Below are 21,153 nucleotides of genomic sequence, written 5' to 3'. Positions count from 1 at the left end.
CTTATTGAAAAGGTTTTAGTACACTGTAAGGTAGACAACATGAAGGAGGAAAATATATGCCAATTTGGTTAGGTATTCTAGTGGGCGTAGTAGCACTAGTAGCAGGCGTGGCGTTAGGATTTTTCATTGCCCGCAAATACATGATGAATTACTTACAAAAAAATCCACCAATTAACGAACAAATGTTAAAAATGATGATGATGCAAATGGGACAAAAACCTTCCCAAAAGAAAATCAATCAAATGATGAGCGCAATGAACAAGCAACAAATGAAATAAGCGCTAAAAGACACTCGCTAAGAGTGTCTTTCTTTTTGTTAGTTACAGTTTTTAAAACTTTTAAAAATTCTGTATTTTTGATAAACTGAAAACATCGCTCATTTTAAGGGAGGAGGAAAAAAATGAAAGTGTTTATGAATTTAGCGTGGTTTTTTAAACAAGAAAAACGAGCATACATAATCGGAATTATTTTATTATTCGGCGTTGCACTTTTAGAACTTGTAGCACCAAAAGTAATTGGAATCGTTGTAGATGAAATTAATGATGGAACATTGACGACCAATAAGTTACTAAATTTGGTTGTACTATTAGTAATTGTAGGTATTACGATGTACATATTACGTTACATATGGCGTATTATGATTTTCGGGTCTTCGTTAAAATTAGCTCGCCAATTACGAAAAAATTTATATGAACATTTTACAAAGATGAGTCCATCTTTCTATCAGTCAAATCGAACAGGTGATTTAATGGCACATGCGACCAATGATATTCAAGCGATCCAGCAAACTGCTGGAGCGGGTGTTTTAACGCTTGTTGATTCATTAGCTGTTGGGGGATGTGTACTCGTAGCGATGGGTTTTACAATTAGTTGGAAGTTAACATTGTTAAGTTTAATTCCGATGCCGATTGTAGCCATTTCGACAAATTATTATGGAACGTTATTACATAAAAGGTTTCATAAAGCACAGCAATCGTTTTCGGAAATTAATGATAAAGTGCAAGAGAGTATGAGTGGAATGAAAGTGATTCGATCGCTTGGACAAGAGAAAGAAGATTTGCAGGCGTTTCGAAAAAAATCAGAAGATGTTGTGCATAAAAATGTGTTAGTTGCACGTATTGATTCGTTATTTGATCCGACAATCGCTCTTATCGTTGGATTTTCTTTTTTAATTGCAGTATGTTACGGATCGGTATTAGTTGTAAGAGGTGAATTAACAGTAGGTGATCTCGTTACATTTACGACATATTTAGGTACCCTCGTTTGGCCAATGTTAGCGTTTGGATGGTTGTTCAATATTATGGAGCGTGGGCGTGCTTCATATGACCGTGTAGAAAAAATTCTTTCACAAAAATCAGATGTAGTAAATAGAGAAAATGCTGTACATACGATAGCGAGCGGTAATGTTTCGTTTGCCGTTGATTCATTTTCGTATAAGAAAAATGAACTGTTACATTTAAACGATATTCACTTTGATTTGAAGAAGGGCGAAACGCTAGGAGTTGTAGGACGTACAGGTGCAGGGAAAACGACTTTATTAAAATGTTTAATCCGTGAGTATGATCATTTTAATGGTGAATTAAAAGTTGGGGAGCGAGATATTCGAGATTTAACACTTCATGGTGTCCGTTCTGCTATTTCATATGTGCCACAAGATCATTTTTTATTTTCAGCAAGTATTGGTGAGAATATCGCCTTTGGAAAGGCGGATGCTACATATAATGAAATTACCCAAGCTGCAGATATTGCTTGTATTCATAATGATATCCTCCAATTTTCAGAAGGATATGAAACAGTAGTAGGGGAAAGAGGCGTTTCGTTATCTGGTGGTCAAAAACAGCGAATCTCTATTGCTCGTGCTTTATTAACAAATGCTGAAATTTTAATTTTGGATGATTGTTTATCAGCGGTAGATGCAAAAACAGAAGAGACAATTTTAAGTGCCTTAAAGAGGGAAAGAGCAGGGAAAACGACGATTATTACTGCACACCGATTAAGTGCAATTCAGCATGCCAATCTTATTCTTGTTGTTGATGAAGGTAGAATTGTACAAAGAGGTACACATGAGGAATTAATGAAGGAAAACGGCTGGTATAAAGAAATGTATGAAAGTCAGCAATTAGAAGCTTTAGTTGAGAAAGGAGGCGTATGATGGTAGAGAAGAAGCGAAGTGATTTAAGTAGATTGCTTTCTTATATGAAGCCATATAAAGGGTTGCTATCTTTAGCGTTTATCTTTTTAGTTGGTGCGACAGTAACGGAAATGATGGGGCCTTTTTTAATTAAACAATTCCTCGATGAACACCTAGTACCGCGGGATTTTGAACGATCAGCACTCGTTACTTTATTTGTAATTTACATAGTTGCTCATTTATTAAAAGTATTATTTACGTATTTAAATCTATTGTACTTTCAGAACATTGCTTTTAAGATTGTTCAAGATATGCGAGTTGAAGTATATGAACATGTTCAAAAGCTGTCATTAAGTTTCTTTGATCGTACGCCAATTGGTACGCTCGTATCTCGTATAACGAATGATACGGAAGCGATTAAAGATTTTTATGTCAGTGTATTATCAACATTTGTGAAAAATGTAGTCTTTTTAGTAGGTATTTTAATAGCGATGTTTTTATTAGATGTAAAATTAGCGTTATTTTCTCTCGTATTAATTCCGATAATGTTCGCGATTATGGTATTATATCGCCGGAAAAGTGCAGCTTTTTATTTAGAAGTACGTAATCAACTAAGCGTGTTAAATGCAAAATTGAACGAGTCCATACAAGGAATGAATATTGTTCAAGTGTTCAGACAAGAAAAACGTATGAGAAAAGAGTTTGAAGAAGTGAATAATAAACATTATAGTGCAGGGCGACGTACTTTGAAGTTAGACGCATTACTTTTACGACCAGCTACGGATTTAGTACATATTGTAGCTATTGCGTTAGTACTAGGTTTATTTGGGATTGATGCTTTAAAGAGCCCTGTTGAAGTAGGAGTTTTATATGCTTTTGTTAACTATATACATCGTTTCTTCCAACCTGTAAATGAGATGATGATGAAATTGTCCTTTTTCCAACAGGCACTTGTTTCGTCATCACGTGTATTTCATTTAATGGACGAGAAAGATTTAGCACCGGTTCAAAAAGGCAATGAGAATCCTCAAGTTGTGGATGGAGATATTGAATTTAAAAATGTTACTTTTTCGTATGATGGAAAGCGTGACGTTTTAAAAAATGTATCATTTCACGTGAAACAAGGGCAAACGGTTGCTTTTGTTGGGCATACTGGTAGCGGAAAAAGTACGATTATGAATTTGTTAATGCGATTTTATAATCTTAAGTCAGGAAATATTGTAATAGACGGTGTAGATTTAGAAAAATTTGAAGAACGAGAAATTAGAAAGAAAATAGGACTCGTATTGCAAGATGCATTTTTATTTGCTGGAAATGTAAAGCAAAATATTCGTATGTATAATGAAGAAATTACGGATGAAGAAGTAAAAGAAGCTGCTCGATTTGTGCAAGCGAATACGTTTATTGAAAAGTTACCAGAGCAGTATGAAACAGAAGTAGTAGAAAGAGGTGCAGCATTTTCAAGCGGTCAACGACAATTAATTGCTTTTGCTAGAACTATAGCAACGAATCCGAAAGTATTAGTATTAGATGAAGCAACAGCTAATATCGATACAGAAACAGAAGAGGCTATTCAAACAGCGTTGCAACAAATGCGAAAAGGTAGAACGACGATAGCCATTGCGCATAGGTTATCTACAATTCAAGATGCAGATCAAATTTTTGTGATGCATGATGGAGAGATAGTAGAAAGAGGAACACATCAAGAATTACTAAGTGAGCAAGGTTTGTATTATAATATGTACTTGTTACAAAATAAAGGGAGTTTGCAAAAGGCCTTGTAAATACAAGGTCTTTTTTATTTTGTATACAAAATATATTTACTCTTTGTTTCTATAGCATAAATGTCGTGTCCTCTTATGAAACTTGTACATATTGTATGTATACGAAGTAAAAAAATTGATAGGAGATTTTATATGCAAAACAGATCGAGTTCAAATGTTACGTTTATTGATGTGTCTCATTGGGAAGGGAATATTGATTGGAATGCAGTGAAGGCATCTGGAATTCCAGCAGCGTATGCAAAAGCGACAGAAGGTGTAAATTACATTGATCCTACTTTTACTAAAAATGTACAAGCAGCCCGAAGTGCGAATGTATTAATTGGTGCATACCATTTTGCACGTCCAGAACAAAATGATGCAATTTCAGAGGCGAAATATTTTGTGAGTATATTACAAAGTAACCAGACAGACTTAATGCCAGTTCTGGATTTAGAATCACCAAAAGATCCGAGTAATAGTAATTTAACTGGTAGCGCTATATCGAATTGGGCAAGAAGCTTCATAAATTATGTGAAACAGGCTACTGGAAAAGATGTAATGTTATATACAGGAGTTTGGTATATTAATGAGTTCGGAATTAGCGGATTAAGTGATATTCCACTTTGGATTGCTAAATACTCGAGTACACCGCCTGCTGATGCTGGTGGATGGACAGCGTGGACAGCATGGCAGTACACAGATTCTGGACAAATTTCAGGTGTAGGAAATTGTGATGTATCAGCTGCAGTTTCACTAGAAGCTTTACAAGGGAATGGAGCAAGTGGTGGAGGGAATGTTTCTCCGCCTAATAATGCAACTCCAGTGTACGGGGTTGCTATAATTAATGGAGATAATGTGAATTTGAGAAGTGGACCATCTTTGCAGTCTAGTGTAATTCGCCAATTGAATCGTGGCGAAACATATGAAGTTTGGGGAGAACAAGATGGATGGCTTTGTTTAGGGACAAATCAGTGGGTATATAATGATCCGAGTTATATTCAGTATAAACATTATGTGGCGACTATTACTGGTGATAATGTAAATTTACGTGACGCTCCATCATTAAAAGGAAATGTTATAAGACAGTTACATCATGGTGAATCGTATCGAGTATGGAGTAAGCAAGATGGATGGCTTTGCTTAGGGACAAATCAATGGATATACTACGATCCAAGTTATATTCAGTATGGTGTACAATAGAGTGAAAATAAAAGGTGCCCCGTCAGAGGTGCCTTTTATCCCGCATTAACTGGCGGTAAGACCCCCACCTCAAAATTCAGCGGAAGCAAAGAAGTTAGGGGGGATCAATTGCCAGTAAACGCCCGATTGGTTCAACTAATAATCAGTGGGGAAGGAACAAAACCCCCACTGATTAAAGTTTCACTTTATTAAAAATATACAACTTTTACAAAGTCTATATCGAAACCATAGTATACTATAGTAGATATATTTAAAAAAAATAATAGAAAATGAAATAAAGGGGTAAAAATATGAATTATGTGCTAATAGGTGCGGTTTTAATATTATTAGCTGTAGTATTTGTGCTGTTTTATAAAAATAAACAGTTAGAATCAGAGAGTCAGCAAGTAGAATTTGAAAAGAAACAAGCAATTGAAACGTATGAAAACGAAATTGCAGCTACGGTGATAGAGCATAAAGAACAACAAAATAATTTAAAAAATATGGAACAGAAAAAATACAATGATTTACAAGTAAGTGCAAATAGAGAAATTGAAAATATGCGTATGATGAAAAATCAATTAGCTATGCAATATAGTAAAGAACGTAGTGAAATACAAAATAAACATAATAACGAAATACATATGTTTCAAAAATTAATTGCAAATTTACGAGAATATACTAAAAACGGCGCTGAAATGAATACGTACGAAACATTACATTATATGAAACGAGGATTCATAGAGCAAGGCATCATATTAGATGCTGAAATTGAAATCATGCCGAATGTTTTTATTAAAAATAATAGTGAAATAAACGATAATCGAATCCATCATCTCATCTTGTGCAAAACTGGTATTTATCTACTTGAGACGAAAGAATGGGAAGAGAAATTAATTCATGGTTTAACGAAAGAAAATGCTGGTATATATTCATTTATGATTGATGAAATGGGTAAGTATCAACAAGAAGTTGAAAAAGAAGAGACATTTGAATATATAGTAGGTAAAGATTCGTCAACTATGCAAGTGAAAAATGAAGGAAATCCAGTATATAAGGCGAAGAAACTATCTCAAATTTTATACAATTGTTTGAAAGAAATGCAGGCTAATAGTATAAAAGAAAAGGTAAAACCAGTTGTATATTTTTATAATGAAAATGGAAAAGAAATAATAGATCTTTCTAGTGAGGAAACACCTAGATTAAAAGATCGGGAGCAAATTGTAACGTTCTTCAGAAATGAAATCTTAGCAGGGAAAGTAGTATATACAGTGCAAGAATTAGAACAGATTCGAGAAATGATTAGCCGGATGAATTATATAGTGAGTTAAAAGGGGAGATCTTTCTGAACGCTATGCTACGTGGCATTTTGTATGTCTATTTTTGTTTGTATATAGTAATGTACATTGTATTTATATTCGTCATTGATATGGTCCATATACCCTTAAGTGTAAGGAGCATTTTTGTAGTATTCATACCATTTGTTTTATTAGTCATGATTCAAAGGGCTATTTTATATGTTTCTAAAAATCGTAATGAAGAAAAGAAGCAAATGTTGGGGGTTTTAATAGTAGCACTCATACCATTAATAGTGTGCACTGTACAACTAAGTGTAAATGAATATACATCAAAGTTTAATCAAAATAGATGGTTAAATCATGCAGATAAGCGGGTACATGTGGTAGATGATCTATTACAAAAATATAAATTAATAGGGAAATCAAATGAAGAAATTATCCAATTGTTAGGAGCTCCAACGGAAACGAGAAGTGGGGAAGAAGGAGTTACCACTTTGTATTATCTTGGGACTGAACGTGGCTTTATTCCAATAGATAGCGAACAGCTTGTTTTCCAATTTGATAGAGATGGAAAAGTCATGGAATATACGGTGCATAAAGATTAAAGAAACGTAGAGGGAAGCTATATGTTATAGCTTCTTTTTTATTTTTCAATATGTCACGGAAGGGGGAGAAGGTTTTTGAGTGGAATAAGGAATGAAAGCGGAGGTGATGCATATATATAGATGCATTGGGTGATTATTAGTCCGATTGGTGAGGGATAATAATTAATAAGTACGGACAAAAACCCCACTCATTAAAGTTTCACTTTATCATATTGTATAAATGAAAAGGAGGTAAGACGGTGAAAGCAATCCCGACTGATGTCCTGAGTAAAGAATTGATGGAAAGAGAAGGAGTTATCTCTATTACAGTAAAGGAATTTGAAAAGATAGAAGTAGCTGGAGTGGTGGTCGCTGGTCCAGCAGTTATTTTGATTAATCAAGATTAAGTACATATCATTGAAATAAAAAGCATCCATCTAGGATGCTTTTTATTTGTATGTAAGGATAAATATGATGGATAATTGTGTTACTGGAGGGAAAGTCTGTGGCAATAATTATAACAATGTTAGTAATGGGTATTTTATTAGGATTTGTTGGAGCTGGAGGAGCTGGGTTTATTATCGCGATACTCACTTTAGTATTCCAAATCCCTATTCATGTTGCTCTTGCAACATCTTTAACTGCAATGGCATTTACGACATTATCAGGTGTTGTAAGTCATTACCGTGAAGGCAATGTTGCACTTATTATAGGCGGGATTGTTGGGGGATTTGGCGCAATTGGCTCTTATATTGGTTCTAAATTTGGTTCACTTATACCAGCACATCTTCTTCATTGGTTTACAGCTGGGATGTTATTTTTATCGGCAATTTTTATGTTTATTAAATTAATTATGTTCCAAAACAAAGAAAAGTCGTCTTTATATAAACATAAAGAGTTTTCCGTGAACTACTTGTTGAAATGTGTATGCCTTGGATTAGTTACTGGAATGATGGCTGGTTCATTTGGGATTGGTTCTGCACCGTTTATTCAACTTGGATTAATGGTTCTATTGGGACTTACGATTCAGCAATCTGTAGGGACAACAATGCTTGTTATATTACCGATTGCAATTGGAGGCGGGATAGGATATAGTTCGGAAGGATATTTAGATTATATATTGTTATTACAAGTATTGATTGGGACCATGTTAGGGGCATACATTGGCGCGAAGTTTACAAATTATGCACCGCGAACGCTTTTGAGGTTTTCGATGATTATGACACCGGTTTTAGCTGGTTGTATGCTATTGATGGAATAAAGTGAAATTATAATCAGCAGGGGGTTACTGCCTACAAATAGCGGGATAAAATTAATATAGCAAACTATTAATATATTTTACGAATGAATTATATAGGTAATTCATATTTCCCATATAAAAGGATTTGTTTTAATATTATGAGTGTAAAGTTCGAGTATTCGAAGTACTACTTGAATTATATCCCTATCCCTTTTCTAAAAATGCGAACAAGTTTTGCCCTATTCTATTCAATAGTTAATTGCATAGAAATATATTGTTCGATGACCATTATGGAACGTACATAATGGGAAAATCCCGATCCTTAAAGAGGATGCCCCTAATCTTCATGTGAAAATATGATCGGATATGAAAGCTGACCAATTTATGGTCAGCTTTCTTTTTGTTCGAAAATTATTTCTTCTTTAATTTCTGTTTGCAATAATACAGTTTTTCCAAAGCGACGTTTGCATTCCGCGCGCACTTTTTCAAGGGCTAGTAGCTGAGTAGTGGCGGGAACTGTGACAATAGCTTGGCGAGGTTTTCGATTTTCTTCACAAAAGACACATTCCACGACATAATTAGAAATCATATTTTCATCCTTCCAGTTTTAATTTCTAAGAAGGGATTGTCTATGAAGTTGATGTAACTTTTCGTCATTGTTTTATTATTTCCTCTTTTTTTCAAGGGGAAAATAATAAAGAAGGCGAATTTTAGTAGGGGAGGGATGTTTATGGAGAGATGGATAGGTAGTGCAGCGGTATGTGTAAATGAAAGAAATGAAGTTTTAATGGTACTGCAGGGCAAAGAGGGAGAAGAAAAAAGGTGGTCTGTCCCAAGTGGAGGACTTGAAAAGGGAGAGACACTAGAAGAATGTTGTATCAGGGAAGTTTGGGAAGAAACAGGTTACAATGTGGAAGTTGTAAATAAAATATATGAAAAAGAGGGTATTACATACGGTGTTCCAGTGTATGTCCATTATTATTTTGTTAAACAAATAGGCGGTAATATGAAAATCCAAGACCCTGATGAGTTAATACATGAAATTGCTTGGAAAGGGATACATGAAGTTGAACAATTGTGTTTAGCTTTTCCAGAGGATTATGAATTGCTGTGCCAATATATAGATAAAGAAGCAAGTATGTAAATACTTGCTTCTTTAATGTATCCAAGACAAGAAAAGCGGAACGATAACTAAACTAGCGCCTGCTGTTAAAAGCATAGATAAACTTGCAATTGTTCCTTCCACAGGACCGATTTCGAATGCTTTTGATGTACCGGTTCCATTTGCGCTTGTTCCTAACATAATACCTTTTGCGATTGCTGTTTTAATACGGCAAATACGTATGAGAGAAGGGCCGAGCAATGCTCCTGTTAAGGCAGTTAAAACGACAAATACAGCAGTTAATTGTGACATACCACCAATCATTTCTGAAATAGCCATTGCGATTGGTGTTGTTACGATATGTGGCGCTAAACTATGTTCTAGTGATGAATCAATTTGAAAATAATTTGCTAGTAGTGCTGAAGTAATGACTGATAAAAACGAACCGACAATGACATTAAGTAAGATAGCCATTCCATGTTTCTTTAATAAATCAAAGTATTTATAGATTGGCCATGCAAAAGCAACTGTTGCGGGTTTTAATAATTCAGTTAACCAGTGACCACCAGATTCATATGTTTCATAAGGTGTATCTAATCCGAGCAATAAAGCAATTAAAATAATGGGACAGACGAGAAGAGGAGAAAGTAGACTCCAATTCCAACGTTGATACATTTTTTTTGATAGCCAATATGTGAATAGTGTTAATAGTAAACAAAGAAATCCGATCATTGCGTTGATCCTTTCCGCTTTAGTAGCAATTCTGTTAAAAGTCCTGTAACTAAGGTAACGCAAAGAGTGCTAATCATAATAATTAAAATGAGATCGATTCCATATTGTGTTAGTGTATCTCTGTAACGTATGACAGCGACTGCAGAAGGGATGAAAAATAAAATAAGTTCTTTTAATAAAAAATCTGCTCCGTCCTGTATCCATTCTTTTTTAACTAGGTTAAATTTTAATGAAATTAATAATAAAAAAATACCGATTATACTTCCTGGAACTGGGAGGTGTGCCTGTTTTGCAATCCATTCACCTGTCCAAGCGAAACAAAATAGTAATAAAATTTGTCCGCTTAACTTCCACCATTTCATACAGTAACCACCTCTTTCTTTTTTTACATAAAAATTGTAAAAAAGAATTAACAATTTCTACTATACGTTCATTCAAAATATTTGTCTAATATATAAATTATATGTTATTAATATATTAGACATATTAATCGAAAGTGAAAAGGGTGTCCAAAAATGGAATTACGGCATTTGCAATATTTTGTTGTTGTGGCAGAAGAGTTACACTTTGGACGGGCGGCTGCTCGTTTACAAATGACACAACCACCACTTAGTCAACAAATACAGCAATTAGAAAAAGAAATGGGAGTTACATTATTTTCAAGAACGAAAAGAAAGGTTGAACTAACAGAAGCAGGAGAAATGTTTTTAAAAGAAGTAAAAAAGGCGTTTGAACAAATTGAAAAAGCAGTAGAAGTTGCACAAAGTGCGCAAAGGGGAGAAGTAGGATCACTTTCAATTGGTTTTGTAGGTGCGGCGATATATGATATTTTACCATCAATTGTTAGGGAATATAGAAAAAAATTTCCGAGAGTGTCTGTTGCATTACATGAATTGTCAACACCAGATCAAGTTCATGCACTTCATGATAACCGTATCGATATTGGCTTTTTACGTCCACCAATTCCAACACAATTATTAGAATTAGAGCCAATTCAAAGGTTATCTTGCACCTTATGTTTACCAAAGGCACATCCACTTGCAGAGAAAGATGAAATACATATAGAAGATTTACGAGATGAGCCGTTTGTATTTATTACGAGACCAGTATGGCCAGCTTTGTATGATACAATTTTATCTCTTTGCAGAGAAGTTGGATTTAGTCCGCGTATTGTACAAGAAGCAACAGAGTATCAAACAGTTATGGGGCTTGTAGCAGCAGGGATTGGAATTACAGTAATACCCGTGTCGGCAAATAAGTTATATAAAACAGAAGTTGTATATAAAGAGTTATATGATTCTAATTTTGTTGCAGAAATGTCAGTGGCTTACAAAAAAATGAATAGTAATCCAGAGCTACTAGAGTTTTTAAAAATTGCAAGAGAGAAGAAAAGAATAGAAGTAGAAGATGAGCAATAGTAGTAACAGAATATGGATTTAATTCAAATTCATAAAAGTACACCTTATTAAACAATAAAGCGGAAATGCAACTTAAGTTGCATTTCCGCTTTATTGTTCTTTTTTTAGCTCGATACTAAATAGATAAACGTGTTCATTTTCTTTTAAGAGTAGATCAATACCTGTTTCTTCATCAATGGTAGGAACGCTTACAGTTTCTTTACTGGTTTGGATTACAGCAGCTAAAGTTGTTTTTTGATTGTATTTTAAATTTTTTATAGATTGGATTGTAGTAGTTGCAGAGCTATTTACGCTTGGTGGCGCTTCTTCAGGAACAAGTGTTGAACCACCTTCAATATTCAGATACCACTGCCTTTTTTCTTGTATATCTTTATCGAATTGGAAATGTGGTGGTAAAAAAGAAAGCTTTACTTTCTTTTTTGAAAAATGTGAGGTAGCTATATTAGCAATTTCTTTTGTTTTTTTACCATTGTTATAATAATCAATTGTAGCATTTATTTCATCTTTATCATTTTTAAGAGTAACGTTATAAAACATGCTATTTCCTTCTTGAAAAGGAGTCATTTGTAAAATAGAAGCTTGCTCTTTTGTTAATTTGTATGGCTCAACAACGGCAACTTCATTGTTTTTTATTTGGCTACAACTTGTGAGTAATAATAAACACAAGATTGATAGTAATTTTATACGCATGCAATCTCCTCCTTTTTACAATTATATTCTAAATGTGATTTTTTATCATTTCGTTTTCTAGGACTAAAGACTTAGAAGAAATTCCGATTGTAGTGCGATGTTTAAAATGTCATATTTTTATACACTAGTAGTATAGAATGCGTATGTAATAAGGTAGGGGAAGAATTTTATGTCTTTATGTCGGTTAGCGAGAAAAAATATTAGAACATTTGCTACCAAAAGGATGAAGCAATTTATGTGGATTGCTATGAGTACTATGATTTTGTTTTTTATGATATCGTTACAATTTAATGAAGGAGCTATTTTGAAAGTAGGGGATGCATTTGTATTTCAAATGTATTTTTACACACTGTTTATTGTACTAATTTTCATATGTATTTTTACTACATATAAAATGATGTACTCCCTTTTGCTAGTGAGGAGAGAGGAGTTTACATCTTATGTAGCAGAAAATATAAAAAGAAAAGAAGTACTATGTTTATTATGTCAGGAGCAATTATTCATTTATGGAGCAGCGTTTGTTTTTGGATTAGTTAATGGGATGTTATTTTTAAAATTATTTACGGTTATCTTTATGAAAATCGCAGGGATACAAGGAGTAAATAGTGCGCCAATTACAATATATGCAGTTGTAATTATTAGTATAATTATGATGACTGTCGTTTTAATAACGATGATGCAATGTTATCGATTTGTTCGAAGTTTAAAAGATGAAAATTCGTTGCGATTAAAAGAAAGGGCATGAGAAATCATGCTTTTTTCAATTTTACACATAAAAATAATCATGTTACAGTGAAAAGACCTGACAAAGAATAGGAAGGAAAGGTTGTATAGAATGACAAATGAACAATCAATTGTAAAAGTCGATCGGTTAACGAAGCGAATCGGCTCAAAGACACTTGTACAAAATATTAGTTTTGAAGTGAAAAAAGGCGAGGTTGTCGGTTTACTCGGACCAAACGGTGCTGGAAAAACGACTTTAATGAGAATGATGGTTGGTATGATCCGTATGACAGAAGGTGAAGTATGGATTGATGGTCAATCTGTGAAACAGCAATTTGAAAAAACCGCTGCGAAAATTGGGGCGGTAATTGAGACACCCGAATTTTATCCTTTTTTGAGCGGGTATGAAAATTTAACATATTTCGGACGAATGAATGGTAATGTGACCGAAGAACGTATTGATGAAGTAGTGAAATTGTTAGGGATGGGACAAGTAATTGATCGCAAAGTAAAAGCGTATTCACTCGGCATGAGACAACGTTTAGGAATCGCTCAGGCGCTTATTCACGATCCAGACGTGTTGATACTAGATGAACCGACAAATGGATTAGACCCTAGTGGAATACATGAAATGAGAATGTACATAAAAAAAATTGCACATGAACAAGGAAAAGCTGTACTTGTATCAAGTCACTTACTTTCAGAAGTTGAATTAATGTGTGACAGAGTTATCATTATTCAGCACGGGGAATATGTGGCTACGCAAAATATTCAGCATAGCCAAAGCGAAGAGATGGAGACGATCCGTATACGTGTAGATGATGCGAATAAAGCAGCGGAAATATTAGGGCATGATGTTTTAGTAAAAGATAATGAATTACTTATTAATGTAAAAGATGAAGAAATCCCAAATGTTATTCGTACATTGCTTGAGAAAAATATTCAAGTGTATCGTGTATATGAAGAAAGAAAAACGTTAGAAGAGCAATTTTTAGAATTAACAGGGGGAAAAGATATTGTTTAATTTAGTATATAACGAACTGTATAAAATATTTAAGCGGAAGCGAACGATTATTCCATTTGCGGTTATTGCAGTATTAATAATCGGATTAGGGTGGGTTACGGTAAAGTATTTTGAACCGGAAACAAAAGGATGGAAAGTAGATTATACAGAACGTACTGTAGAAATTGAGAAAAAGCTTGGCATGAAAAAAGAAGCTATTTTAGCAGAAAAATCAGGGGATGAGCTTGTAAAAGAATACCAGCTTAAGATGAAGCATTTAGATACAGATACAGCACCGGCAAGCAGTTCTCCACTTTCTTTCATGAGAGATACAGGTTTTATCGTATTTCCAATTTTGCTCCCATTTATCCTCGTGTATGCAAGTACAATTTTTGCGAATGAATATAGCTGGGGAACATATAAATTTTTAACAATCCGTCCGGCGAGTCGATTTAAAATTTTAACAGCAAAGTTTTTAGCAATCGTTATATTTGCAGCTTTATTGTTTATATTTAATATGATTTTCTCCGCTTTATGTGGACTTGTTATTTATAAATTCCAACAGCCTGCATGGAGTGAGTTTATTTTCCAAGATGGAAATATAATAAAACAAAATATTTTTGTGGAAGCAAGTAAATATTATGTTTTATCGTGGTTACCAACGGTTGTGTATGCATCGTTTGCATTTATGATTTCTGTGTTAACGAGATCTAGTGGAGGTGCAATTGGTATTTCACTATTCCTTGCTTTATCAGGCAATATTGCGTTATTAGCAGCCACTAGATATAACTGGGCGAAATATTTATTGCCAGCAAACACAGATTTATATAGTATTTCAAAGAATGGAAGTTTTATTGATGGAGTAACATTCCCGTTTGCATCATGTATGTTACTACTTTATTTGTTCGTATTTTTATGTATTTCATATACTGTGTTTTTAAAACGTGATTTAACTTAATAAGAAAAGCCGTTCAGGGTGCTGAGATGCACTTTGAACGGCTTTTTTTATGAGAATTGTTTAAGTGCTCTTTCGGCTAGTAAAGCAAAGTATTCTGCACTTATAGGCAGTGCCTCTTCATTAATTGTAAAAGCAGGATGATGCCATTCATGTGTACCGCTCGTTCCCATAAAGACGAATGAACCTGGTATTTCCTGTTGGTAAAATGAGAAATCTTCTCCAGCCATTGACGGACTAGGCGAGATGATATTAAGATTCATCTTTGTGGCAACTTGAGTAGATAAGTCTGTAAGAGCTTTATCGTTGTGAACAGCAGGAGGACCTGAATAAAAACGGAATTTCGTTTTTACACCTAATGCATCAGATACACCTTTAATAATACGCTCCATGAGTGCTGGAATCTTTTCACGTGTTTCAGCTTGGAACGTGCGAATCGTTCCTTCTAACGTAGCTTTTTCAGGAATCACGTTCCACGTATTTCCTGCATGAATATTTGTAACACTAACAACCGCATTATGAGATGAACTTATATTTCGGCTTACAATTGTTTGCAGTGCCATCACAATTTGAGAGGATGCGACAATAGGATCTACGCCAGCATCTGGTACAGCCGCGTGTGTACCAACTCCGTGAATTTCAATTTCAAATCGATCAACTCCAGCCATCAGTGGACCATCTTTAATGCCAATTGTACCTACTGGTAAATCAGGTTTATTATGCATGCCGAAAATCGCTTGCACATTACGTAAATGTCCAGCATCAATAACTTTGCAAGCGCCATTACTACTTTCTTCAGCTGGTTGGAATATGAAGCGAACCGTTCCATTTAGGGAAGATTCTCTTTCTTTTAATAAGAAAGCAGTACCTAAAATAGCAGCTGTATGAAAATCGTGTCCACAAGCATGCATTTTCCCTCGTACTTTAGATGCATAGGACAAATGTGTTTCTTCTTGAATAGGAAGGGCATCAATATCAGCACGAACTGCTACAATTGGTCCGTTTTTATTACCAGACACTTCAGCGATAATTCCTGTTTCTAAATTGGAATCAATGATAGTAATATTTTTTTCTTCTAACCAATTTTTTATTGCTTTTGTTGTTTCGAACTCTTCATATGATAGTTCTGGATACTCATGTAAATGTCGACGGATGGAAATAAGTTTTTCTTTTAGTTGATTTGAAATAGATACCATGTAGTATGCCTTCTTTCTTCAGCAAAATATTTACCATAAGTATACAACAATAAAAGAGAGGATTCTCAAATGAAAATCCTCTCTCGTTTATCCCATAAAAGCCCGATTGGTTCAACTAATTAAAGTTTCACTTTATGCTGCGACTTTTTTATGCGTAGGATGTTTACGATAACGTCCACGCATTGCGTATGCAATTTGCGGGATTGCAATCCCAATTAATATAAGTGATACACCGAACCATTGTGAAGATAGTACAGCCTCTTTTAAAACGAATACGGACATAATTGTTGTAACTGGTAGTTCCGCTGCACCAAGAATAGTCGCTAAGCCAGAACCGATTTTTGGAATCCCGATTGTAAAGGCAATAGATGGAATGACGATACTAAATGTTCCTAATCCTAAACCGTATTTCCAAAGACCTTGAGAAATGGCACCATTAAAAATAAATGTTGGTGGGAATACAATCATGACTAAAGTTAAAGCACCAGTCATTAAGAGAACACCGCGCGGTAATGAAGGTACTTCAACAGCAACTTTTCCGCTCACGAAAATGTATGTTGCGAATGTAACAGCAGATAATAAACCTAAAATGATTCCAGTCGTATCGAAAGCACCTGCTGATTGTTCTAGTAAACCACTGGATAAAAATGTCCCTACAAGTAAGAAAATAACAGAAATAACTTTTTCTCTTGAAGGTAAAGTTTTTGTTGCGACTGCTTCAATGATAATTCCGACCCAAACGAATTGGAATAAAAGAATAATTGCAATAGAAGCTGGTACAGTTTTTAATGAAGCATAATAAAAAATTCCGGTAAAACTTGCAGATGTTCCTGCAACGAATAAAAGTAATGCTTGCTTTAAAGGAACGCGATGTCTAGAAAATAGAAGTGTAATAGCAAGCAAAATAATCCAACCGAACAAATATTGGCTGCCAATTACCTCTCCAAGTGAAAATCCTTCTGCATATGCAAGCTTAACAAAAATAGCTAAAATTCCATAACTACACGCTCCTAATAAAACTAAAAGAGAATAACGAAGCATGAAAAATTCCTCCCATCTATATGAAGTTGTTCCGTATCGAAAATATATAACTAGAGGGAAGTATACAAAATTAGAAATAAAGGGTCAAATGAAAGAAAAGTATGACATTTTATAGAATAATAATAAAAGTATGATATTTATGCATAATCTTGAAATTATTAATAGTAGAAGTATTATAAAATCAACTTTGCATTGTATAGAGACAGCATTTGAAAAAAATAATTTTTAAACAAATATGTAAATAGGCGTACTAGTAGCGTGCTAATTATTTGAGAAACTATGTTACCTTTGTTATGTTAATAACAATTAAAGGAGTTTCATAATGCATTTGAGTTTTTTCTATATAATAGAAGGAAATGAAAACGTTTTATTAGAAACTGTGAGAAAATATGTTTTTTCTTATTGCCACGTTGTAAAAGTGATTTCACGAATTGTTCATAGTATTTTTATGTGTTTTTGTTACAATATTTAGGGAGAGGAGTGGAATGATGCAAGATATTAGTATTTTTTTAGCGTTTGGCGCCGGGTTCTTATCATTTATTTCCCCATGTTGCTTACCGCTTTATCCGGCATTTTTATCGTACATAACAGGTATGTCGGTTTCTGAATTGAAAGAAGAAAATGCAATGCTTCGCAAAAGAAGTATGATACATACAGCGTTTTTCTTACTTGGATTTTCAATTATATTTATTGCAATTGGATTTGGTACAAGTTTTATTGGAGGAATCTTTACTGACTATAAAGATTTAATCAGACAGTTAGGTGGTATCTTTATCATCGTGTTCGGTTTAATTATTGTCGGAGTGTTTAAGCCGAAATTTTTAATGCAAGACCGTAAATTTACATTTAAAAATCGTCCAAGTGGCTATTTTGGATCAGTACTAATTGGATTAGCTTTTGCAGCAGGGTGGACGCCATGTACCGGACCAATTCTAGTGTCCGTAATTGGATTAGCAGCAACAAATCCAGAATCAGCAATGATATACATGATTGCTTACATACTTGGATTTGCAATCCCGTTTTTCGTACTGTCATTCTTTATTACGAAAATGTCTTGGATTAAAAGAAATAGTATGGCCTTCATGAAAGTCGGAGGATACATTATGATTGTTATGGGTGTCTTCCTATACTTTAACTGGATGACGAAAATTATCGTATATTTCTCAAGTTTATTTGGTGGTTTTACCGGTTTTTAGTATTATTCTGCGAAAATGTTGGAAATACTAACGGAAAAGCATATAATGAAAGTATATTTTGCATATAGCCACAAAAAAAGGATGAGAAAATATGAACATAGTTGTTTTATCCAGTATCGTTGCTGTTTGTATGGCTGTCGGTGCGATGTTTATTCGTTTAAAAGCAGCTAAGAAACCTGCAACATTGAAAAAAATTATACTTCCACCATTTTTTATGAGTACGGGCGCATTGATGTATGTTTTTCCTGAATTTCGATTAACTCCAGCAGAAATGTTAGAAGCAATTGGTGTCGGTTTGATTTTCTCTATTTTTCTTATTAAAACATCTAAATTTGAAATTAGAGGACAAGAGATTTATTTGAAGCGTTCAAAAGCCTTTGTTTTCATATTAATTGGATTACTTGTAGTGCGGATTGTATTTAAAACATACTTAAGTCAATCTCTTGATTTAGGACAACTTAGTGGCATGTTCTTCTTACTTGCGTTTGCGATGATTGTGTCATGGAGAATTGCAATGTATCGTTCCTTTACGAAATTACAAAAGGAAATGGAAAAAGAAGATGGTTTTTATAATGAAAAAGATATGAAGCTAACTTAAAAACTGTATATGTACCAAATAAAAAGACAGCGTTAAAGGCGCTGTCTTTTTTATCGAAAATAATATGGAGTTACTTTGCGAGTAAAGATTGATAGTTAGAATAATCAATCTTTTTTTCTTGTAGTTTTTTAATTAAAAATTTATGATCACGCTTTGGTGTGGCAATGATATATCCTTTAATAATTAAGTCTTGTGTAATTTGAGAGGCATTTTCTTGTAATGCAAGTTCCCCGATTTTTCCAGCGATCTTTGATTTTGCAACATCGCGAAATAGTTCTGGAACAGGACTTACAAGCTCTTCTAACAATTGTTTTTGTTCGTCAGCCCATAAATGTCTCGTTTTATTTATGTAGTGTTCTTCCCAATCTAAAATGGACATGCCGTCTTCTTTTGGTAATCGTTTTAAAAATTTTCTGAACATAAAGTATCCACCGATAGACATAAGCCCTAATAAAATAACCGTCCATAATACAATGAACCAACTGAACCATCCTTCGAGCAAGCATATCCCCCCTTAATGATAGCGGTTTTCTTTTATTCATATTATATACAGTGAGATTCATAGAAAGCAAGAACGCTTGGTCATTTTGACCAAGCGTTATAGTTTAAACGAAGTATAGTTGTTCAACACATAAATTATTATTATCGTCTTCAACATACTCAATAATAAGTGTGCCAACTTTACGATCTTTATCTTCAGTTGTGAAAATAGAGTAAGAAGTAAAACGTGTTTTTGATAGGCCGCTTATATGTGTAGGTAAAGAAATGTAGTCGTTATCGCGGAAGAATTCCATCAGTTCAATATCCTCAAATTCTTTTCGGTCAACTTGTTTGTTTGTATAGCGGCGTTGAAGTTGTTTTAAAGACTCATTCCAAGAAATTGCTTTTGTGTCGTATACCATTGTTCTATCTCCTTACTGTATGTAATCATTAAGAACATACGTTCTAATCCAGTATACTCTTTTTATTCGAAAAGGGAAAGCAAAAAATAATGTAAGCTTGGATTTCCAAGCTTACATTATTGATGCGTCCGTCATAATCTCTATTTTTTATTATAAGTTAGATAGGAATAAGAAACAAGATGATATATATAATGTTGAGGGTTTTAAAAATTCTGTATATTATAGGTGTACTAAAGTGTAAGGGAATGAGAGGTATGGTATACGTAATTTCACTGCAAGGGCCGATGGCTAGCGGAAAAACAACATTGGCTAAAAGGTTAGAGAGATGTGGGCTTTCGGTTATATATGAAAATCCTTATCCAATTGTAGAAAAGCGAAAGCAATTAAATTTGGATATGAATTCAAAAGAAGGGTTTATCATAAATCAAAAAATGTTTATCGAAGCAAAAATTAAGGAGTTTCAAAATGTGAAAGGTTCAGTCGTAATTTTTGATCGCGGACCAGAAGACATTGAGTTTTTTACACTCTTTTATCCAACGATTATAGGGGAAGAGTGGGATATAGAAGCTGAATTGAAAGGTGAATTATATAAATTAAGAGAATGTCGTTCAGATGCCATTTTTTATTTAGATGTGACGAAAAAGAATGTATATGATAGAAAAAATAACGATAGGACAAGAAAACGAAGTACATTTGAGGAGCAATTTAAATTAGTAGAAACGGAAAAAGATTGGTATAAACAATTTCCTGTAACTTATTTGGATACGAATAGATTAACAGTGGACGATCTAGAGGTATATTTTATGTACTGGTTAAAGGAGAGAGGACTATGAAAAAAATACTTTTATTTGTATACCCAACATTTGCAGAGTTTGAAATAACAGTAGCAACGGCATTGCTGAAAACGAAGTATGAAATCATAACAGCGGGCTTAACAAAAGAATTGATTATAAGTGAAACTGGGTTGCAAGTGCAACCGCATATAGAAGTAAGTAAAGTACGTGTAGATGAGTATGAGGGGATACTTATTCCAGGTGGAGAAGAAGTACAGTTGGAAGATGCAAAATCTCTTTTTTCAATCATTCGTCAATTTCATGAACAAGAAAAATTAGTGGCGGCAATTTGCGCTGGACCGTATGCGCTAGCAAAAGCGGGCTTATTTAAGGGGATTTCTTATACTGCGACTATAGATTATCAAAAGTTCGATTGTTTTCCAATAGAAAATTTCGTGTATAAAGAAGTTGTGCAACACTCAAATATCATTACAGCACAAGGGCATGCATTTGTATCATTCGGAATAGCAATTGCCTCTTATTTTGGAGTGGCAGACGAACATAATACCAATTTTTATGGTGGTAAAGGCAATGTAGTAATGGAGAAACTTTTACGAGAAAACGTGTAA

Annotated in this window: 26 protein-coding genes; 18 read left to right on the top strand and 8 right to left on the bottom strand. The window is 34.1% G+C overall.

What is annotated here, in order from left to right; genetic code table 11:
• Window positions 1–56 precede the first annotated feature (56 nt).
• From AC1Q8L_RS24740 to AC1Q8L_RS24705, 8 genes are all read left to right on the top strand, one after another.
• A complete protein-coding gene (locus AC1Q8L_RS24740) occupies window positions 57–278 on the top strand; it encodes a YneF family protein (protein WP_001123317.1) in 222 nt (73 codons plus the stop codon).
• Window positions 279–400: 122 nt separating this feature from the next.
• The gene (locus tag AC1Q8L_RS24735) at window positions 401–2,152 is read left to right on the top strand and encodes an ABC transporter ATP-binding protein (protein ID WP_000862446.1); all 1,752 of its coding nucleotides are present in this window, start codon (window positions 401–403) and stop codon (window positions 2,150–2,152) included.
• On the top strand, window positions 2,152–3,915 hold the full coding sequence (locus tag AC1Q8L_RS24730) for an ABC transporter ATP-binding protein (RefSeq protein ID WP_000229518.1): 1,764 nt from the start codon (window positions 2,152–2,154) through the stop codon (window positions 3,913–3,915). The genes AC1Q8L_RS24735 and AC1Q8L_RS24730 overlap by 1 nt, the downstream gene beginning before the upstream one ends.
• Window positions 3,916–4,047: 132 nt before the next feature.
• Entirely contained in the window at window positions 4,048–5,094 is a 1,047-nt protein-coding gene (locus tag AC1Q8L_RS24725) for a GH25 family lysozyme (protein ID WP_001181402.1), read from the top strand.
• A gap of 290 nt (window positions 5,095–5,384) precedes the next feature.
• Window positions 5,385–6,404 (top strand): NERD domain-containing protein, encoded by a 1,020-nt coding sequence (locus tag AC1Q8L_RS24720; RefSeq protein WP_001110275.1) that lies wholly within the window; start codon window positions 5,385–5,387, stop codon window positions 6,402–6,404.
• Window positions 6,405–6,427: 23 nt separating this feature from the next.
• Window positions 6,428–6,976: a hypothetical protein gene (locus AC1Q8L_RS24715; RefSeq protein ID WP_000943756.1), complete on the top strand. Its 549-nt coding sequence runs from the start codon at window positions 6,428–6,430 to the stop codon at window positions 6,974–6,976.
• A gap of 239 nt (window positions 6,977–7,215) precedes the next feature.
• On the top strand, window positions 7,216–7,362 hold the full coding sequence (locus AC1Q8L_RS24710; RefSeq protein ID WP_000644411.1) for a BC1881 family protein: 147 nt from the start codon (window positions 7,216–7,218) through the stop codon (window positions 7,360–7,362).
• Between the two features lie 98 nt (window positions 7,363–7,460).
• Complete coding sequence (locus AC1Q8L_RS24705) at window positions 7,461–8,216, top strand: sulfite exporter TauE/SafE family protein (protein WP_000974667.1); 756 nt, start codon at window positions 7,461–7,463, stop codon at window positions 8,214–8,216.
• Between the two features lie 367 nt (window positions 8,217–8,583).
• On the opposite strand, the gene AC1Q8L_RS24700 is transcribed toward AC1Q8L_RS24705, so the two are convergent.
• The gene (locus tag AC1Q8L_RS24700; protein ID WP_000625226.1) at window positions 8,584–8,784 is read right to left on the bottom strand and encodes a DUF3903 domain-containing protein; all 201 of its coding nucleotides are present in this window, start codon (window positions 8,782–8,784) and stop codon (window positions 8,584–8,586) included.
• Between the two features lie 141 nt (window positions 8,785–8,925).
• Between AC1Q8L_RS24700 and AC1Q8L_RS24695 the strand changes: the two genes are divergently transcribed.
• Window positions 8,926–9,339, top strand: coding sequence for an NUDIX hydrolase (locus AC1Q8L_RS24695; protein WP_000442982.1), 414 nt, complete (start codon window positions 8,926–8,928; stop codon window positions 9,337–9,339).
• A gap of 12 nt (window positions 9,340–9,351) precedes the next feature.
• Here the strand turns inward: AC1Q8L_RS24695 and AC1Q8L_RS24690 are convergent, their stop codons facing one another.
• Window positions 9,352–10,029, bottom strand: coding sequence for an LrgB family protein (locus AC1Q8L_RS24690; RefSeq protein ID WP_000578965.1), 678 nt, complete (start codon window positions 10,027–10,029; stop codon window positions 9,352–9,354).
• The gene (locus AC1Q8L_RS24685) at window positions 10,026–10,391 is read right to left on the bottom strand and encodes a CidA/LrgA family holin-like protein (protein ID WP_000872365.1); all 366 of its coding nucleotides are present in this window, start codon (window positions 10,389–10,391) and stop codon (window positions 10,026–10,028) included. The genes AC1Q8L_RS24690 and AC1Q8L_RS24685 overlap by 4 nt, the downstream gene beginning before the upstream one ends.
• 153 nt (window positions 10,392–10,544) lie before the next feature.
• Between AC1Q8L_RS24685 and alsR the strand changes: the two genes are divergently transcribed.
• On the top strand, window positions 10,545–11,447 hold the full coding sequence (gene alsR, locus AC1Q8L_RS24680) for an acetoin biosynthesis transcriptional regulator AlsR (RefSeq protein ID WP_000423235.1): 903 nt from the start codon (window positions 10,545–10,547) through the stop codon (window positions 11,445–11,447).
• A gap of 90 nt (window positions 11,448–11,537) precedes the next feature.
• On the opposite strand, the gene AC1Q8L_RS24675 is transcribed toward alsR, so the two are convergent.
• The gene (locus AC1Q8L_RS24675) at window positions 11,538–12,137 is read right to left on the bottom strand and encodes a YgaN family protein (protein ID WP_001220607.1); all 600 of its coding nucleotides are present in this window, start codon (window positions 12,135–12,137) and stop codon (window positions 11,538–11,540) included.
• A gap of 169 nt (window positions 12,138–12,306) precedes the next feature.
• On the opposite strand from AC1Q8L_RS24675, the gene AC1Q8L_RS24670 reads away from it, so the two are divergent.
• The 3 genes from AC1Q8L_RS24670 to AC1Q8L_RS24660 all read left to right on the top strand — a co-directional run bounded on the left by AC1Q8L_RS24670 (window position 12,307) and on the right by AC1Q8L_RS24660 (window position 14,821).
• Window positions 12,307–12,882, top strand: a complete 576-nt coding sequence (locus tag AC1Q8L_RS24670; protein WP_000050627.1) for a hypothetical protein — start codon at window positions 12,307–12,309, stop codon at window positions 12,880–12,882.
• Window positions 12,883–12,972: 90 nt separating this feature from the next.
• Window positions 12,973–13,884 (top strand): ABC transporter ATP-binding protein, encoded by a 912-nt coding sequence (locus AC1Q8L_RS24665; RefSeq protein WP_000180622.1) that lies wholly within the window; start codon window positions 12,973–12,975, stop codon window positions 13,882–13,884.
• Complete coding sequence (locus tag AC1Q8L_RS24660; protein ID WP_000482759.1) at window positions 13,877–14,821, top strand: ABC transporter permease; 945 nt, start codon at window positions 13,877–13,879, stop codon at window positions 14,819–14,821. Before AC1Q8L_RS24665 ends, AC1Q8L_RS24660 begins: the two co-directional genes overlap by 8 nt.
• 47 nt (window positions 14,822–14,868) lie before the next feature.
• Here the strand turns inward: AC1Q8L_RS24660 and AC1Q8L_RS24655 are convergent, their stop codons facing one another.
• The gene (locus tag AC1Q8L_RS24655) at window positions 14,869–16,014 is read right to left on the bottom strand and encodes a M20 peptidase aminoacylase family protein (protein ID WP_000253676.1); all 1,146 of its coding nucleotides are present in this window, start codon (window positions 16,012–16,014) and stop codon (window positions 14,869–14,871) included.
• Between the two features lie 132 nt (window positions 16,015–16,146).
• The gene (locus AC1Q8L_RS24650; protein WP_000947044.1) at window positions 16,147–17,055 is read right to left on the bottom strand and encodes an EamA family transporter; all 909 of its coding nucleotides are present in this window, start codon (window positions 17,053–17,055) and stop codon (window positions 16,147–16,149) included.
• Window positions 17,056–17,377: 322 nt separating this feature from the next.
• Between AC1Q8L_RS24650 and AC1Q8L_RS24645 the strand changes: the two genes are divergently transcribed.
• The 3 genes from AC1Q8L_RS24645 to AC1Q8L_RS24635 all read left to right on the top strand — a co-directional run bounded on the left by AC1Q8L_RS24645 (window position 17,378) and on the right by AC1Q8L_RS24635 (window position 18,849).
• Window positions 17,378–17,527, top strand: a complete 150-nt coding sequence (locus AC1Q8L_RS24645) for a hypothetical protein (protein ID WP_002152557.1) — start codon at window positions 17,378–17,380, stop codon at window positions 17,525–17,527.
• Between the two features lie 16 nt (window positions 17,528–17,543).
• The gene (ccdA, locus tag AC1Q8L_RS24640) at window positions 17,544–18,251 is read left to right on the top strand and encodes a cytochrome c-type biogenesis protein CcdA (protein ID WP_001152676.1); all 708 of its coding nucleotides are present in this window, start codon (window positions 17,544–17,546) and stop codon (window positions 18,249–18,251) included.
• A 91-nt stretch (window positions 18,252–18,342) separates the two neighbouring features.
• The gene (locus AC1Q8L_RS24635; RefSeq protein WP_001028640.1) at window positions 18,343–18,849 is read left to right on the top strand and encodes a CcdC family protein; all 507 of its coding nucleotides are present in this window, start codon (window positions 18,343–18,345) and stop codon (window positions 18,847–18,849) included.
• A 70-nt stretch (window positions 18,850–18,919) separates the two neighbouring features.
• Here the strand turns inward: AC1Q8L_RS24635 and AC1Q8L_RS24630 are convergent, their stop codons facing one another.
• The gene (locus AC1Q8L_RS24630) at window positions 18,920–19,351 is read right to left on the bottom strand and encodes a DUF2621 domain-containing protein (protein ID WP_000889371.1); all 432 of its coding nucleotides are present in this window, start codon (window positions 19,349–19,351) and stop codon (window positions 18,920–18,922) included.
• A gap of 103 nt (window positions 19,352–19,454) precedes the next feature.
• Window positions 19,455–19,751 (bottom strand): hypothetical protein, encoded by a 297-nt coding sequence (locus AC1Q8L_RS24625; protein ID WP_000262400.1) that lies wholly within the window; start codon window positions 19,749–19,751, stop codon window positions 19,455–19,457.
• Between the two features lie 245 nt (window positions 19,752–19,996).
• Here AC1Q8L_RS24625 and AC1Q8L_RS24620 point away from each other — a divergent pair, with 245 nt between their 5' ends.
• Window positions 19,997–20,584 (top strand): AAA family ATPase, encoded by a 588-nt coding sequence (locus tag AC1Q8L_RS24620; protein WP_072941421.1) that lies wholly within the window; start codon window positions 19,997–19,999, stop codon window positions 20,582–20,584.
• Window positions 20,581–21,153, top strand: a complete 573-nt coding sequence (locus AC1Q8L_RS24615) for a DJ-1/PfpI family protein (protein WP_000722218.1) — start codon at window positions 20,581–20,583, stop codon at window positions 21,151–21,153. Before AC1Q8L_RS24620 ends, AC1Q8L_RS24615 begins: the two co-directional genes overlap by 4 nt.

The sequence above is a fragment of the Bacillus sp. GW823-FHT06A11 genome, from assembly GCF_058795355.1.
This window is presented reverse-complemented; position numbering and strand designations above follow the sequence as displayed.

Coding starts and splice junctions, on each gene's coding strand:
- AC1Q8L_RS24740 (WP_001123317.1), top strand. CDS start 57: ATGCCAATTTGGTTAGGTATTCTAGTGGGCGTAGTAGCACTAGTAGCA.
- AC1Q8L_RS24735 (WP_000862446.1), top strand. CDS start 401: ATGAAAGTGTTTATGAATTTAGCGTGGTTTTTTAAACAAGAAAAACGA.
- AC1Q8L_RS24730 (WP_000229518.1), top strand. CDS start 2,152: ATGGTAGAGAAGAAGCGAAGTGATTTAAGTAGATTGCTTTCTTATATG.
- AC1Q8L_RS24725 (WP_001181402.1), top strand. CDS start 4,048: ATGCAAAACAGATCGAGTTCAAATGTTACGTTTATTGATGTGTCTCAT.
- AC1Q8L_RS24720 (WP_001110275.1), top strand. CDS start 5,385: ATGAATTATGTGCTAATAGGTGCGGTTTTAATATTATTAGCTGTAGTA.
- AC1Q8L_RS24715 (WP_000943756.1), top strand. CDS start 6,428: ATGCTACGTGGCATTTTGTATGTCTATTTTTGTTTGTATATAGTAATG.
- AC1Q8L_RS24700 (WP_000625226.1), bottom strand. CDS start 8,784: ATGATTTCTAATTATGTCGTGGAATGTGTCTTTTGTGAAGAAAATCGA.
- AC1Q8L_RS24695 (WP_000442982.1), top strand. CDS start 8,926: ATGGAGAGATGGATAGGTAGTGCAGCGGTATGTGTAAATGAAAGAAAT.
- AC1Q8L_RS24690 (WP_000578965.1), bottom strand. CDS start 10,029: ATGATCGGATTTCTTTGTTTACTATTAACACTATTCACATATTGGCTA.
- AC1Q8L_RS24685 (WP_000872365.1), bottom strand. CDS start 10,391: ATGAAATGGTGGAAGTTAAGCGGACAAATTTTATTACTATTTTGTTTC.
- alsR (WP_000423235.1), top strand. CDS start 10,545: ATGGAATTACGGCATTTGCAATATTTTGTTGTTGTGGCAGAAGAGTTA.
- AC1Q8L_RS24675 (WP_001220607.1), bottom strand. CDS start 12,137: ATGCGTATAAAATTACTATCAATCTTGTGTTTATTATTACTCACAAGT.
- AC1Q8L_RS24670 (WP_000050627.1), top strand. CDS start 12,307: ATGTCTTTATGTCGGTTAGCGAGAAAAAATATTAGAACATTTGCTACC.
- AC1Q8L_RS24665 (WP_000180622.1), top strand. CDS start 12,973: ATGACAAATGAACAATCAATTGTAAAAGTCGATCGGTTAACGAAGCGA.
- AC1Q8L_RS24655 (WP_000253676.1), bottom strand. CDS start 16,014: ATGGTATCTATTTCAAATCAACTAAAAGAAAAACTTATTTCCATCCGT.
- AC1Q8L_RS24650 (WP_000947044.1), bottom strand. CDS start 17,055: ATGCTTCGTTATTCTCTTTTAGTTTTATTAGGAGCGTGTAGTTATGGA.
- AC1Q8L_RS24645 (WP_002152557.1), top strand. CDS start 17,378: ATGCATTTGAGTTTTTTCTATATAATAGAAGGAAATGAAAACGTTTTA.
- ccdA (WP_001152676.1), top strand. CDS start 17,544: ATGCAAGATATTAGTATTTTTTTAGCGTTTGGCGCCGGGTTCTTATCA.
- AC1Q8L_RS24635 (WP_001028640.1), top strand. CDS start 18,343: ATGAACATAGTTGTTTTATCCAGTATCGTTGCTGTTTGTATGGCTGTC.
- AC1Q8L_RS24625 (WP_000262400.1), bottom strand. CDS start 19,751: ATGGTATACGACACAAAAGCAATTTCTTGGAATGAGTCTTTAAAACAA.
- AC1Q8L_RS24620 (WP_072941421.1), top strand. CDS start 19,997: ATGAGAGGTATGGTATACGTAATTTCACTGCAAGGGCCGATGGCTAGC.
- AC1Q8L_RS24615 (WP_000722218.1), top strand. CDS start 20,581: ATGAAAAAAATACTTTTATTTGTATACCCAACATTTGCAGAGTTTGAA.